This window comes from Nocardioides sp. YIM 152588 (assembly GCF_040191335.1).
In the GTDB taxonomy this organism is placed as follows: domain Bacteria; phylum Actinomycetota; class Actinomycetes; order Propionibacteriales; family Nocardioidaceae; genus Nocardioides.
Genome location: NZ_JBEGDJ010000045.1, coordinates 18574 through 32326 on the forward strand (window position 1 = coordinate 18574; position 13753 = coordinate 32326).

General features: G+C 75.5%; 13 protein-coding genes. 10 read left to right on the forward strand and 3 right to left on the reverse strand.

Annotation, left to right across the window (positions count from 1 at the left end; genetic code table 11):
• Positions 1-12 precede the first annotated feature (12 nt).
• The 10 genes from ABLM29_RS17470 (at position 13) to ABLM29_RS17515 (ending at position 10732) form a co-directional block, all read left to right on the forward strand.
• Positions 13-1641, forward strand: coding sequence for a nickel-dependent hydrogenase large subunit (locus tag ABLM29_RS17470; protein ID WP_349715655.1), 1629 nt, complete (start codon positions 13-15; stop codon positions 1639-1641).
• Positions 1642-2397, forward strand: a complete 756-nt coding sequence (locus ABLM29_RS17475; RefSeq protein ID WP_349715657.1) for a hydrogenase maturation protease — start codon at positions 1642-1644, stop codon at positions 2395-2397.
• Positions 2394-3809 carry a hypothetical protein gene (locus tag ABLM29_RS17480; protein WP_349715658.1) on the forward strand — a complete coding sequence of 472 codons (1416 nt, stop codon included), beginning with the start codon at positions 2394-2396 and terminating at the stop codon, positions 3807-3809. Before ABLM29_RS17475 ends, ABLM29_RS17480 begins: the two co-directional genes overlap by 4 nt.
• Positions 3806-4207 carry a NifU-related iron-sulfur-binding protein gene (locus ABLM29_RS17485; RefSeq protein WP_349715660.1) on the forward strand — a complete coding sequence of 134 codons (402 nt, stop codon included), beginning with the start codon at positions 3806-3808 and terminating at the stop codon, positions 4205-4207. The genes ABLM29_RS17480 and ABLM29_RS17485 overlap by 4 nt, the downstream gene beginning before the upstream one ends.
• Positions 4204-5424: an NHL repeat-containing protein gene (locus ABLM29_RS17490; protein WP_349715661.1), complete on the forward strand. Its 1221-nt coding sequence runs from the start codon at positions 4204-4206 to the stop codon at positions 5422-5424. Before ABLM29_RS17485 ends, ABLM29_RS17490 begins: the two co-directional genes overlap by 4 nt.
• Complete coding sequence (hypF, locus tag ABLM29_RS17495) at positions 5421-7814, forward strand: carbamoyltransferase HypF (RefSeq protein ID WP_349715663.1); 2394 nt, start codon at positions 5421-5423, stop codon at positions 7812-7814. The genes ABLM29_RS17490 and hypF overlap by 4 nt, the downstream gene beginning before the upstream one ends.
• A 17-nt stretch (positions 7815-7831) precedes the next feature.
• Positions 7832-8116: a HypC/HybG/HupF family hydrogenase formation chaperone gene (locus ABLM29_RS17500; RefSeq protein WP_349715664.1), complete on the forward strand. Its 285-nt coding sequence runs from the start codon at positions 7832-7834 to the stop codon at positions 8114-8116.
• Entirely contained in the window at positions 8113-9228 is a 1116-nt protein-coding gene (hypD, locus tag ABLM29_RS17505) for a hydrogenase formation protein HypD (RefSeq protein ID WP_349715665.1), read from the forward strand. Before ABLM29_RS17500 ends, hypD begins: the two co-directional genes overlap by 4 nt.
• Positions 9225-10283: a hydrogenase expression/formation protein HypE gene (hypE, locus tag ABLM29_RS17510; RefSeq protein WP_349715666.1), complete on the forward strand. Its 1059-nt coding sequence runs from the start codon at positions 9225-9227 to the stop codon at positions 10281-10283. The genes hypD and hypE overlap by 4 nt, the downstream gene beginning before the upstream one ends.
• Before the next feature lie 143 nt (positions 10284-10426).
• Positions 10427-10732 carry a hypothetical protein gene (locus ABLM29_RS17515; protein ID WP_349715668.1) on the forward strand — a complete coding sequence of 102 codons (306 nt, stop codon included), beginning with the start codon at positions 10427-10429 and terminating at the stop codon, positions 10730-10732.
• Here the strand turns inward: ABLM29_RS17515 and ABLM29_RS17520 are convergent.
• The 3 genes from ABLM29_RS17520 to ABLM29_RS17530 form a co-directional block, all read right to left on the reverse strand.
• A complete protein-coding gene (locus ABLM29_RS17520; protein ID WP_349715669.1) occupies positions 10725-11813 on the reverse strand; it encodes an FUSC family protein in 1089 nt (362 codons plus the stop codon). The genes ABLM29_RS17515 and ABLM29_RS17520 overlap by 8 nt on opposite strands.
• Positions 11814-11821: 8 nt before the next feature.
• Positions 11822-13240, reverse strand: a complete 1419-nt coding sequence (locus ABLM29_RS17525; RefSeq protein WP_349715671.1) for a DUF2252 domain-containing protein — start codon at positions 13238-13240, stop codon at positions 11822-11824.
• Positions 13241-13324: 84 nt separating this feature from the next.
• Positions 13325-13753: hypothetical protein (locus ABLM29_RS17530; RefSeq protein WP_349715673.1), on the reverse strand; the 429-nt coding region annotated here is incomplete at its 5' end.

The following is a 13753-nucleotide window of genomic DNA, read 5'->3' on the forward strand; positions in this document are numbered from 1 at the left end:
GGAACCATCCCGATGACCACAACGCCGAACCAGGCTTCGTCGGTCGACCTGTTCGTCTCGCCGCTCGGGCGGGTGGAGGGTGACCTGGACGTCCGGGTCTCCATCGAGGACGGCGTGGTCACCTCCGCGTGGACCGAGGCCGCGATGTTCCGCGGCTTCGAGATCATCCTGAAGGGCAAGGACCCGCAGGCCGGCCTGATCGTGACGCCGCGCATCTGCGGCATCTGCGGGGGCAGCCACCTCTACAAGGCGTGCTACGCGCTCGACACGGCGTGGCAGACCCACGTCCCGAAGAACGCCACGCTGATCCGCAACATCGCCCAGGCCTGCGAGACGCTGCAGTCGATCCCGCGCTACTTCTACGCGCTCTTCGCGATCGACCTGGTGAACAAGAACTACGCCTCCTCGCCGCTGTACGACGAGGCGGTCCGCCGGTTCGCGCCCTACGTCGGCACGGCGTACCAGAAGGGCGTGGTGCTCTCCGGCAAGCCGGTCGAGGTCTACGCGATCTTCGGCGGCCAGTGGCCGCACAGCTCGTTCATGGTGCCGGGCGGCGTGATGAGCTCGCCGAACCTGGCCGACATCACCCGGGCCACCGCGATCCTCAACCACTGGAAGGACAACTGGCTCGAGGCGGAGTGGCTGGGCTGCTCGGTCGAGCGCTGGCTGGAGGTCAAGAGCTGGGAGGACATGCAGGCCTGGGTCGAGGAGAACGAGTCGCAGTACAACTCCGACTGCGGCTTCTTCATCCGCTACTGCCTCGACATCGGCCTGCACCGCTACGGCGCCGGCGTCGGCAACTACCTCGCCTCGGGCACCTACCTGAACCCGTCGATGTACGAGAACCCGACGGTCGAGGGGCGCAAGGACGCGCTGATCGGGCGCAGCGGGGTCTACGCGAACGGGACGCACCACGACTACGACCAGCTGCGGGTCACCGAGGACGTCACGCACTCCTTCTTCAAGGGCGACCGGCCGCTGCACCCCTGGGACGGGGAGACCATCCCGGTCGACCCGCTGGCCGGGCGCCAGCAGGAGAAGTACTCCTGGGCGAAGTCCCCGCGCTACGACGTGCCCGACCTCGGCCGGATCCCGTTGGAGGCGGGGCCGCTGGCGCGGCGGGTGGCCGCGGGCGGGCCGGACGCGCTGCCCCACCAGGACGACGACCCGCTGTTCATGGACCTGATCGACAAGCTCGGCCCGTCGGTCTTCGTCCGGCAGATGGCCCGCATGCACGAGGCCCCGAAGTACTTCACCTGGGCGATGGAGTGGCTCTCCCAGATCGACCTGTCCGGGTCGTTCCACACCAAGCCGGAGGAGCGGGCCTCCGGCAAGGGGTGGGGCGGCACCGAGGCGGCGCGCGGCGCCCTCCAGGACTGGATCGTCATCGAGGACGGCAAGATCGAGAACTACCAGGTGGTCACCCCGACCGCCTGGAACATCGGCCCCCGCGACGGCGACGGCACCCTCGGCCCGATCGAGCAGGCGCTGGTCGGCACCCCGATCGTCGACATGGAGGACCCGGTCGAGCTGGGCCACGTCGCCCGCTCGTTCGACTCGTGCCTCGTCTGCACGGTCCACGCCTACGACGGGAAGACCGGCCGCGAGCTCAACCGGTTCGTCATCAACGGCATGGTCTGAGTGGCCGGACCGAACGCGATGGGCGCGGCGCCGCACGAGCTGCTCGACGACGGCTTCGCGCCCGAGCCCTGCGACCTGCTGGTGATCGGCTGCGGCAACATCCTGCGCGGCGACGACGCGGTCGGCCCGGTGCTGGTGCGGCACCTGTTCGAGCGCGGCGTGCCGGCGGGCTGCCGCCTCGTCGACGGGGGCACCGCGGGCATGGACGTCGCCTTCGGGATGCGGGGCGCGGCCCGGGTGGTGATCGTCGACGCCGCGGCGACCGGCGCCGAGCCCGGCACGGTCTACCGGGTGCCGGCCGAGGAGCTGGCCGAGCTGCCGCCCATCGACGGGCTGCACACCCACAACTTCCGGTGGGACCACGCGCTGTCGTTCTCGAGCTGGCTGCTCGGCCCGGAGCGGCCGAGGGACGTCACGGTCTACCTGGTGGAGGCGGCCTCGCTGGAGCCGGGCGCGCCGCTGACGCCCGCCGTGGAGGCCGGGATGCGGCGGGTGATCGGGCTGATCGAGGCCGACCACCTCCCGGGCGGAAGCCGGGAGGGAGTCGGGGTGGAGGGCCGGGATGGAGACCGAGGTGCAGACCGAGGTGGTCGCCGAGCACGGCCAGTGGACGGTCTACCTGCTGGTGATCAGCCCGAGCGGGGTGGAGCGGCGCCGGCTGGCGACGCACCGCACCGAGGCCCGGGCGCGGCTGGCCGCGGACGTCGTACGACGGACGGCGGCGCGACGCCGGGCACCGCGGGAGGGCCCCGATGACTGACGTCGCTCACCCGCAGCCGCTGGGGATCTTCGGCTTCCCGGCCGGGCTGATGGTGGTCCCCGGCGCGGACGCGGAGGCGGAGGGGGTCCGCCGCGACCTGCTCGCCGGGCGCCTCCCCGCACGCTGGCCCGACGCGCTGCGCGTCCAGCGGCTGACGTACGACGGCGACGAGGCCGCCGCGCTGGCCGCCTGCACCGGCGACGGCCCGCTCGACCGCTACCACCGCTGGCTGCTCGACCCCGCCGGTGACGACCCCGCCGCGGTACGCGCGGCGCTCCCGGCCGGGCTGCGCCCGCTGGTCGACGTCGCGGCCGCCACGATCGGCGCGGGACCCGCGCCCGCGGACGTCGCCGGGTCGGAGCCCGAGGTCGCCGCCCTCGCCCTCGCGGCCGGGGCCTCGGAGGCCGCTGGCCGGGGCGAGCCCCGTGCGGCTGCCGCCCTGCTCTCCGACGCGGCCGTCGCGGCGGACCCGGTCAGCCCGGTCCTGGCCGCGGTGCTGCGGGGGAGCGCCGGGCTGCTGCGCCGCGAGTGTGCGGACGAGCGCGCGGCCGACGACCTCGCGGCCGCCGCCGCGGCGCTGGCGGGCACCGACCTGGCCGAGGTGCGCGCCGAGCTGCTGCTCCAGCTCGGGTCGATCGCGCAGGAGCGAGCCGCCGCCGACGGCGGGTCCGGCCCGCTGCTGCAGCAGGCGATGCACCACTACTACGACGCGCTCCAGCTGGTCGGCGAGGAGACCGCGCCGCACCTCTGGGCGGCGCTCAACATGAACCTGGCCACCGCCCACCTCGCCTCGCCGATGTCCCAGGTCTCCGACCAGCTCCGGCTGGGCGTCGCGACCCAGGCGCTGCGCGCGGCGCGGCGGGTCTTCACCCCCGAGCAGGCGCCGGTCCCGTGGTCGACCGCGACGCTCAACCTCGCCAACGCCCTCGTCTACACCCCCTCCACCCACCAGGGCGACAACCTGGTGGAGGCGGTCGAGCTCTACGAGGAGGTGCTGGCCTCCGGGGTCCGCGAGCACGACCCGGCCGGCAAGGCACGGCTGCTCGCCAACCAGGGCAACGCGCTCGCGCACCTCGGCGCCTTCGACCACGCCAAGGCCAAGCTGGTCGAGGCGCGCTACCTCTTCGAGACCGAGGGCGACCACTCCTCGGTGATGGCGGTGCGCGGGGTGCTCGACGAGATCGCCAAGGCGCTGGTGGCCGACCCCGACGACGAGCTCGCCGACCTCGCCCGGCAGGCCGAGCAGATGGCTCGGATGCCGCGGTCCGAGGGCGGGTTCACCTCCGGCATGGGCGTCACCGCCACCGGCGGCCCCGCCGGCGACATGACCGGCCCGCCGCCCAAGCCCACCGTCACGGTGCTCCGCGCCGGGCAGACGCACCCCGACGTACCCGTGGAGGAGCCGTGACCGCCGAGCCCGCCCCGAACGACGGCGTCGACGAGCCGGACGACCGGCTGGAGGAGGTCGCACGCCGGCTCGACGAGACCGGCGAGGCCGTGGCCGGGCTGGACGAGGCCGCCCGCCGGGTGGCGACGGCGGCGATCGACGCCCGCGACGACCTCCACCGCGCCGTCCTCACCACGCTGGTACGCCGGCTCAAGGGCGACCCGCGCGGCAAGGAGCTGCTCTTCGAGCTCATCGACGACCCGGAGGTTCGCCTCGTGCTGATGGTGCACGGCATCCTCCGCCCCGCGGCCACCCCCGCCCCGGCCGCCCCGAGCCGGCCGGCGCCGGCCCTGATCCCGCTGAGCTCGATCGGCGTCGGCCCGCCCGGCGGCACCCAGGCGGGCGGCCCGCACCCATGAGGGTGCAGGTGATCGCGGCCGGCCAGGCGCACACCGGGGTGCTGCCCGGCGGCGGGGCGCAGCCGGACTCGCCGCCGGCGACGTACCGGGGCTGGCGGCCGCGCTGCGTGCTCGGCGCGGAGTCGCCGGGCGGCCTGGCGCTGCCGCCGGCCCACCCGAGCGCCACCACGATGTACGCGCCGCGGGCGGTGTGGACCGACGGCACCCGGGTGGTCGCCGCCGACTCGGGGAACCACCGGGTGCTGGTCTGGCACACGCTGCCGGAGCGCGACGGGAACCCGGCCGACGTCGTCCTCGGCCAGCCCGACGACCGTACCGAGGGCCCGGCCGCCGGCGGTCGCGGCGTCGCCGGCGGGATGCACCTGCCGACCGGGGTGCTCGTGCACGACGGGCGCCTGGTCGTGGCCGACGCCTGGCACCACCGGCTGCTGGTCTGGGACGCGCTGCCCGAGGCCACCGACACCCCGCCCGACCACGTCGTCGGCCAGCCGTCGGCGGCGGACGCCGAGCCCAACGCGGGCGGCGACCCGAGCGCGGCGACCCTCTACTGGCCCTTCGGCGTCGCCGTCGTCGACGGCCGCTGCTACGTCGCCGACACCGGCAACCGGCGGGTGCTGGTCTGGCGCGACGGCCTCCCGGAGCCGGGCCGCCCGGCCGACGTCGTGCTCGGCCAGCCGAGCGCGGCGGCGCGCGAGGAGAACCGCGGCGAGGGCGTCGGGCCGGCGTCGTTCCGGTGGCCGCACGCCTTCGCCCCCGACGGCACCGGCGGGATCTGGGTCGCCGACGCCGGCAACCACCGGCTGCTGCGCTGGCGCGACCACCCCGAGAGTGACCGACCCGCCGACGTCGTGCTCGGCCAGCCCGACCCGGTCACGGGCGAGGAGTTCCCCTACGTCCCGCAGGAGGGGCGGCTGCGGTTCCCCTACGGCCTCGCGGCCACCGCCGACGGGATCGCGGTCGCCGACACCGCCAACAACCGGGTGCTGCTCCACGGCCACGACGCGGCCGGCCACGACCCGCCGACGGGCGTGCTCGCGCAGCCGACGTACGCCGCCAACGGCGAGAACCGGTGGGAGCGGGTCGCGGTCGACACGCTCTGCTGGCCCTACGGGCTGCACTGGTCCGCACGGGAGCAGGGCGGCGAGCTGCTGGCGATCGCGGACTCCGGCAACAACAGGGTGGTGCTCTGGGAGCGCTCGGCCGAGGATGAGGCATGACCGCCGAGGCCACGGTGCCTTCCGCGGCGGCGCGGGTGCGCCGCCGGGTCGAGGTGCGCGGGCTGGTCCAGGGGGTCGGCTTCCGGCCGTACGTCGCCCGGCTCGCCGCCCAGGCCGGTGTCGACGGGTGGTGCCGCAACGACGCGACCTGCGTGGTGATCGAGGTGGAGGGCCCGCCGGCCCGGGTCGCGGACTTCGAGGCGAGGCTCCCGTCCGGGGCGCCGCCACTGTCGCGGATCCGGGAGGTCGGCGCGACCGACGTCGCGCCGCAGGGGGCCGCGGGGTTCGCCATCGTCGCCTCGCGGGAGGCCGGGGGCGAGCGCACCCTGGTCGCGCCCGACACCGCGGTGTGCGCGGAGTGCCTCGCCGAGATGAGCGACCCCGGCGACCGCCGCTACCGGCACCCGTTCATCACCTGCACCGCCTGCGGCCCGCGCCTGACCATCACCCTGGACCTGCCCTACGACCGGCCCGCCACCACGATGGCGGGCTTCGCGATGTGCGCGGCCTGCGCCGCGGAGTACGCCGACCCGCGCGACCGCCGCTACCACGCCCAGCCGATCGCCTGCCACGACTGCGGCCCCCGGCTCACCGCGCTCGCCCCGGACGGGCGCACGGTCGCGGCGGGCACCGAGCCCGCGCTGGCCGCCGCCGTCGCGGCGCTGCGGACGGGGCGGATCGTGGCGGTCAAGGGCATCGGCGGCTACCACCTCGCCTGCGACGCCGCGGACGCCGCCGCGGTGGCCGCGCTGCGCCGCCGCAAGGGGCGGCCGGACCAGCCGTTCGCGGTGATGGCCCGCGACCTGGGGGTGGCCCGGCTGCTGGTCGAGGGCCTGGCGGAGCCGGGTGGGGCCGCGGCGCTCGTGACCGGTCCCGAGCGCCCGATCGTGCTGCTGCCCGCCCGCGCGGACGCGCCGGTGGCCGGCGGGGTCGCGCCCGGCCTCGACGAGCTCGGCGTCATGCTGCCCTACGCCCCGCTGCACCACCTCCTCCTCGCCGACCTGCCCGACGGCTCGCCGGGGGCGCCGCCGGCGCTGGTGATGACGTCGGGCAACGCCTCGGGGGAGCCGCTGTGCCACCGCGACGACGAGGCGCTCGAGCGGCTGGGTGGCCTCGCGGACCTGGTCCTGGCGCACGACCGCGACATCGCGGTCCCGGTCGAGGACTCGGTCCTCGCCTGGCCCGGCGACGGCGCCGCGCCGGTGCCGGTGCGCCGCTCGCGCGGCCACGCGCCGCTCCCGGTCGACCTGCCCGGCGACCCCGGCACCGTGCTGGCCGCCGGCGCGGAGCTGAAGAACACGGTGGCCCTGGCCCGCGACGGCCGCGCGTTCGTCTCCGCCCACGTCGGCGACCTGGAGTCGTACGCCGGCCGCGCCACCCACGCGCGGGTGGCCGACCAGCTGGTGCGCTTCCACCGCAGCGCGCCCGCGCTGGTCGTCGCGGACGCGCACCCGGGCTACGCCTCCCGTGCCTGGGCCCGCACGTACGCCGACGAGCACGCCGTGCCGCTGCTGGAGGTGCAGCACCACCACGCCCACCTCGCCTCCCTGGCCGCCGAGCACGGCCGCCTCGGCGAGCCGCTGGTCGGGTTGGTCCTCGACGGCACCGGCTACGGCTGCGACGCCACGATCTGGGGCGGGGAGCTGCTCCGGCTCACCGACGGCGGCGCGGGCGCCGAGCGGCTCGGCCACCTCGGCGCGGTCCGCCTCCCCGGCGGCGACGAGGGCGTGCGCAACCCCGTGCGGGTCGCCGCGCTGGCGCTGCTCGCCGCCGGCGAGACCTGGGACGGCACGCCGGTCGCCGGCGCGCTGACCGCCGCGGAGGCGCCGTTCCTCGACCGCGTCCACCGGTCGGGGCTCGGCGCCGTCGACACCTCCAGCGCCGGGCGCCTCTTCGACGCGGTCGCCTCCCTCCTCGGCGTCCGGCACCGGATCACCTACGACGCGCAGGCGGCGATCGAGCTGGAGGCGCTCGCCCGCCGCTGGCGCCGCGCGGCGAGGGCCGAGCCGGACGCGCTGCCGTTCCCGGTCGTGGACGGCGTGCTCGACCCCCGTCCGCTGATCGCGGCGCTGGCCGCCGCCGTCCGCGCCGGCGTGGACCGCGGCGCGCTGGCGTGGGCGTTCCACGACGCGCTGGCCCGGGCCGGGGCCGAGGCCGCGTCGGCCGCCCTCGCGGCGGGGCCGGGGGCGGACACGGTGGGCCTCACCGGCGGCGTCTTCGTCAACCGGGTCCTGCTGGAGCGGACCCGGCACCACCTCGCCCGTCACGGCCTGCGCGCGCTGACCCACGCCCGGGTGCCCGCCAACGACGGCGGGCTCTCGCTGGGGCAGATCGCCGTCGGCGTACGCCGCCTCGCCGCCCCCCACCCGTCAGACCGACCGACCCGCTGAGAACCGGAGGAGATCCCATGTGCCTGGCCGTCCCAGGGCGCGTCCTGGAGGTGTTCGAGGAGAGCGGCACCACCATGGCCGCCGTCGACTTCGGTGGCGTGCGGAAGAAGGTCTGCCTGGCCTACCTGCCCGAGACCGGCGTCGGCGAGTACGTGATCGTCCACGTCGGCTTCGCGATCCAGCGGCTGGACGAGGAGTCGGCCCGGGAGACGCTGGCGACGTTCGAGCGGATGGGCCTGCTGGAGGAGGAGTTCGGCGACGGCTTCGAGGCCGCCGCGCGGCAGAAGGGGGTGGAGGCGTGAAGTACCTGGACGAGTTCAGCGACCCCGACCTCGCCCGGCGGCTGCTCGACCAGATCCACGCGGTGACCACCCGGCCCTGGGCGATGATGGAGGTCTGCGGCGGGCAGACCCACTCGATCATCCGGCACGGCATCGACCAGCTGCTCCCCGAGGGCGTGGAGATGATCCACGGCCCCGGCTGCCCGGTCTGCGTCACGCCCTTGGAGACCATCGACCGGGCGCTGGCGATCGCGCGCCGGCCCGAGGTGATCTTCTGCTCCTTCGGCGACATGCTGCGGGTGCCCGGCAGCCACGACGACCTGTTCACCGTGAAGAGCGAGGGCGGCGACGTCCGGGTCGTCTACTCGCCGCTCGACGCGCTCCAGGTCGCGCGGGACAACCCCGACAAGCAGGTGGTCTTCTTCGGGATCGGCTTCGAGACGACGGCGCCGGCCAACGCGATGACCGTCCACCAGGCGCGGCGGCAGGGGATCGCGAACTTCTCGCTGCTCGTCTCCCACGTGCTGGTGCCGCCGGCGATCGCGGCGATCATGGAGTCGCCGACCTGCCGCGTGCAGGGGTTCCTCGCGGCCGGCCACGTGTGCAGCGTGATGGGCACCGCGGAGTACCCGCCGCTGGCCGAGAGGTACGGCGTCCCGATCGTGGTCACCGGCTTCGAGCCGTTGGACATCCTGGAGGGGATCCGGCGCACGATCGTGCAGCTCGAGCAGGGGCGCCACGAGCTCGAGAACGCCTACCCGCGCGCCGTCCCGGCCGAGGGCAACCCGGCCGCGATGGCGATGCTGAGCGACGTCTTCGAGGTCACCGACCGGACCTGGCGCGGCATCGGGACGATCCCCGGCAGCGGCTGGCGGCTGGCGCCGCGCTACGCCGAGTACGACGCCGAGCTGCGCTTCGAGGTCGACGACATCCGCACCGACGAGTCGCCGCTGTGCCGCTCCGGCGAGGTGCTCCAGGGGCTGATCAAGCCCCACGAGTGCCCGGCGTTCGGCAAGGAGTGCACGCCGCGGAACCCGCTCGGCGCGACGATGGTCTCCTCCGAGGGCGCGTGCGCCGCCTACTACGCCTACCGGCGACTGGACCTCGTGGCGGCGGGGGAGGTGGGGTCGTGAGCGACGACCTGGACTTCGAGGGCTGGACCTGTCCGGCGCCGCTGCGCGGCACCCCCACGGTGGTGATGGGCCACGGCGGCGGTGGCGCGATGTCGGCCGAGCTGGTCGAGAGCCTCTTCCTGCCGGCGTACGGCGGCGCGGCGCGGGCCGAGCTCGGCGACGCGGCGGTGCTGCCGGCCGCGTCGGGGCGGCTGGCGTTCACCACCGACTCCTACGTGGTCAAGCCGATGTTCTTCCCGGGCGGCTGCATCGGCGACCTCGCCGTCAACGGGACCGTCAACGACCTGGCGATGGTGGGCGCCCAGCCGCTCTACCTCTCGACCGCCTACATCCTGGCCGAGGGCACCGCGATGTCCGACATCGGCCGGGTGGCGACCGCGGTCGGCAAGGCGGCCGAGCAGGCCGGCGTCCAGCTGGTCACCGGCGACACCAAGGTCGTCGACCACGGCAGCGGCGACGGGATCTACGTCAACACGGCCGGCGTGGGCGTCGTCCCCGACGGGGTGGTGATCGGGCCGGACCGGGCCCGCCCCGGGGACGCGGTGCTGGTGAGCGGGCCGATCGGGCTGCACGGCGTGGCGGTGATGAGCTGCCGCGAGGGCCTGGAGTTCTCCACGCCGGTCGAGAGCGACTCGGCGCCGCTGCACGGGCTCGTCGCCGACCTGCTCGGCACCGGCGTCGACGTGCGCGTGATGCGCGACCCGACGCGTGGCGGCCTCTCCGCGTCGCTCAACGAGATCGCGCGGGCCTCGGGCGCCGGGATCGACCTGGTCGAGCGCGACCTGCCGGTGCCCGCCGAGGTGCGGGACGCCTGCGGGCTCCTCGGGCTCGACCCGCTGCAGGTGGCCAACGAGGGCAAGCTCGTCGCGATCGTCCCGGGGGACGCCGCGGAGGCGGCGCTGGAGGCGATGCGGGCCCATCCGTACGGCGCCGGCGCCTGCCGGATCGGCACCGTGGTCGAGGAGCACCCGCGGATGGTCGTGGCCCGGACCGGCCTCGGCGGGACCCGCGTGATCGACCTGCCGATCGGCGAGCAGCTGCCGCGGATCTGCTGATCTCGCCACGCCGGGGACCGGCACCGCGCCATGTACTGTCGGTCACAGCCGTCCGGGGCGCCCGCCCGGAGCGCCCGTGCCGACGGTGGAGAGGCGTGGCGCGTGCGGGAGCCTGAGGTCGTCCACGGAGCGCTGCGCGGAGCATGAAGATCCGCGCCACGCGCTCGGCCCACGCCCGCGGCCGGCTCGCCGAGCTCTGGGAGGCCGTCGAGGAGGCCCGGTCCTCGGAGCGGGTGCTGTTCCAGAAGCGACCGGCCCGCGCCGACACCGTGCGGGCGGCGCGGGAGGTGACGCTGGAGGCGCTGCTCGCCTACGCCGCGGCGATCGAGGCGCTCTCCTGGCCGGTGCCGCGCGGCATCCACCTGGAGATCACCCTCTACCGGGGGCTGTGCGAGGACGCCGCCGCGGCGGGTCGTGCGGCGGGCGAACCGGCCGCCAAGGTCACCTGACGCCGTCCACGGGCGAGGCGCCGTCGTCGACCGTGCCATCGTCGGTGTCCCCGTCGGTCTCCTCGGCCCGGTCGCGGGGCCACAGCAGGTAGCTCGCGGCCAGCGCGATCGCGACACCGATCAGCGTGTCGACCAGCCGGTGGGCGCCCGTGGAGCCGAGGTTCGCGGTCGGCGCCCCGACGAAGACCACCGCCGCGAACGAGGACGCCGCGCCGCCGAGGAGCGGGACGACCGGCTTGTAGGCCTGGCCGAACAGGAACGCCAGCACCGCCAGCGCGAGCAGCGCCCCGAGCGGCAGCAGCTCGCCGAGGACCGCGACCACGACCACGCCGAGGAGGGTCGCCGAGACCCGGCCCAGCGACATCTCCCAGGTGCTCTTGCCGGTCGGCAGCAGCACGGCCAGCGCCGCGATCAGCACCCAGAGGGCGTCGTGGGAGTCGGAGGCGACGTACCAGACGACGCAGCCGGTGAGCGGCACCGCGCGGCGCACGCCGTCGCGGGCGTGCTCGTCCATGCCGCGCAGCGAGGACCAGATGGCCCGCCACGGGGCCGGCGGTGCGGGGCCGTCCCGGCCCGCTCCGGGCATCGAGCGGTGCCGCAGGACCGAGCCGCCGGCGGCGACGGCGAACCCGGCGACCGCCGCGGCGGTGGCCCAGAGCACCACGTCGAGCAGCGTCGCCGAGCCGCGCGCGGAGATCGAGGTCGCGATCACCATCGACAGGACGTAGGCCAGGGTGTTCATCATCCCGAGCACGGCGCCCAGCGGGCCGGCGCCGGCCGCGGCGGAGGTGAACACCGCGACCAGCGCCATCGCGGCGCCCGCCGGCCACGGACGGCCGCTGACGAGGAACCCCAGGCAGACCACGATCGCCGTCGAGGACGCCGCCCACGTCGCCAGGGGCACCACCAGCCGGGGCGGACCGGCGGAGCCGGTGAGCGCGACCATCGCCGCGGTGAGCGCGGGCAGCAGCACGATCGGGCGTGCGCCGGTGAAGGGCAGCCCGATCGCGAGGCCGGCGCCGAGGCCGGCCAGGAGGAACCAGACGAGCGCCCACTGGGGCGGCTCGCCGGTGGTGCGCACCAGCGCCCTCACGCGGCGCCGCCGGCGTCGGCGCGCACGCGACCGTCGGCCACCGCCGCGGTGAGGGCCTCGTAGTCGCGCTGGTTCTGGTCGGCGTACGACGCGGCGAACGCGACCATCGCGCGGTCGAAGGAACCACCGTTGCCGAGGTAGCCGGCGAGGGCGTGGCGGTTGCCGGTGCGGCAGTGGGCGCGGGCCAGCGTCCAACCGCACATCGACGCGTAGACCGACAGCACGGCCTCGTCCATGCCGTCCACGTCGGGTGAGATCTTCCAGTCCCACATCTGCCGCACGTAGAAGTCGCGCACGACGCCGTCGATCCCGCGCACCCGGGTCCAGCCGAGCAGCAGGTCGCTCGAGGCCTGCATCAGCCGTTGGCCCTCGACGACCCGCTGGCCGTGGTTGTCGTAGTGGCTCGGCTCGCTGATCGGCTCGAGCACCGACGCCGTCGCCTCCTTCAGCTGCAGCACCAGTCCGTCGGTCGGGTCGTCCCGGTCGAGGAACAGCGCGACGAAGCAGCGCATCCCGACCGAGCCGACGCCGACGACCTTGCGGGCGGCGTCGACCACGTCGTACCCGCCGAGCAGGGTCTGCCGGTCGTCGGCGAGCGTGGTGCGGTAGGCGGCGACGACATCGTCGACCGCCCGTTGCACCTCGTCCTGCGGCAGGCCGTACAGATCGCGCAGCGGCAGCACCGACTGCGGCTGGTCGACCATCCGCAGACGCCCGTCCGGGCCGACCTCGGTGTAGCGCGACAGCGCCTTCTCGTTGGTGCGCCGGCGCCCCTTGCTCAGACCCTTCCGGAACGCCGCCACCCGTGCCGGCGGCAGCGCGGGGTGTGCCCACCGGTCGAGGATGTCGTCGGCCTCCACCCGGGCGTACCAGACGGCCAACCTGTTCCAGGTGGAGAACTCGAGCACCGCCTGGCGGTAGGTCGTCGCCACCCGCCGCACCACCGACTCGCGCTGGGCCTCGTCGAGGCCGTTGTGGCGTGCGGCGACCTCGAAGCTGGCCACCAGCCGCTGGACGTCCCACTCGAACGGCCCGGGCAGCGTCTCGTCGAAGTCGTTGAGGTCGAAGATCATCGTGCGGTCCGCGGCCGCGAACCCGCCGAAATTGGCCAGGTGCGCATCCCCGGCGAGCTGGACCTCCAGGCCGGTCCGGGGTCGTCCGCCGAGGTCCTGCGCCATGATCGCGGCGGCACCGCGGTAGAACGAGAACGGCGAGGCGAGCATGCGGTGGTAGCGCAGCGGGACCAGCTGCGCCACCCGCCCGGCCTCCTGCGCGCGCAGCGTCGCCACCGGGTCGGCGCGGTCGGGGGGCGGCTGCCAGGACCCGAGGCTGGAGCGGGGCACCCGCTTCCGGAGGGCGCGCCCGCCCTCGCGTGCCGCCGACGCGTCGGCGGTGCGCTTCACCGATGTGGTCATCGCGGACCTCCGTGCTCGTGGGGACGTTACCGCTCCTGGGCGGCGGGTGTCGGGACTGGACGCGGTCGTGTGCCTGACGCCCGCCTATGACGGGTCCTCGGACACACGACCGGCGCCGGGCCACGCGCCGGCCACCCGCCACCACGCTCCGGCGTCGGGCAGCCCGCCGGGCTCCGCGAGCGCGCGGTCGCGGGTCAGCCCTGGCACCACCCGGAACTCGATCGAGTCAGGCTCGCTGACCAGGGCCAGGATCCGCCACAGGGACCGCGCGTAGTGCTCGGCCGCGGCCGCCCCGTCCCACTCGTACAGGCCCCGGTAGCGGTGGCTCTGGTCGTGCGTCAGCCAGAGCTTGGAGACGAAGCCGGGGAACCCGACGAACAGCGGCGTGTTGAGCAGGCTCTCCGCGCGGAACGCGGCGTGCCCCCGGCGCCCCCGCACGCCGCGCAGCCGGAAGGAGACCGCGAGGAAGCACGGGTCGGCCGGCGTCCGGTCGGCGACGGTCTCGCGGTAGAC

What these genes read in the sequence shown, in the direction of transcription:
- ABLM29_RS17470 (WP_349715655.1), top strand. Translation starts at nt 13, where the DNA reads ATGACCACAACGCCGAACCAGGCTTCGTCGGTCGACCTGTTCGTCTCG.
- ABLM29_RS17480 (WP_349715658.1), top strand. Translation starts at nt 2,394, where the DNA reads ATGACTGACGTCGCTCACCCGCAGCCGCTGGGGATCTTCGGCTTCCCG.
- ABLM29_RS17490 (WP_349715661.1), top strand. Translation starts at nt 4,204, where the DNA reads ATGAGGGTGCAGGTGATCGCGGCCGGCCAGGCGCACACCGGGGTGCTG.
- hypF (WP_349715663.1), top strand. Translation starts at nt 5,421, where the DNA reads ATGACCGCCGAGGCCACGGTGCCTTCCGCGGCGGCGCGGGTGCGCCGC.
- ABLM29_RS17500 (WP_349715664.1), top strand. Translation starts at nt 7,832, where the DNA reads ATGTGCCTGGCCGTCCCAGGGCGCGTCCTGGAGGTGTTCGAGGAGAGC.
- ABLM29_RS17515 (WP_349715668.1), top strand. Translation starts at nt 10,427, where the DNA reads ATGAAGATCCGCGCCACGCGCTCGGCCCACGCCCGCGGCCGGCTCGCC.
- ABLM29_RS17525 (WP_349715671.1), bottom strand. Translation starts at nt 13,240, where the DNA reads ATGACCACATCGGTGAAGCGCACCGCCGACGCGTCGGCGGCACGCGAG.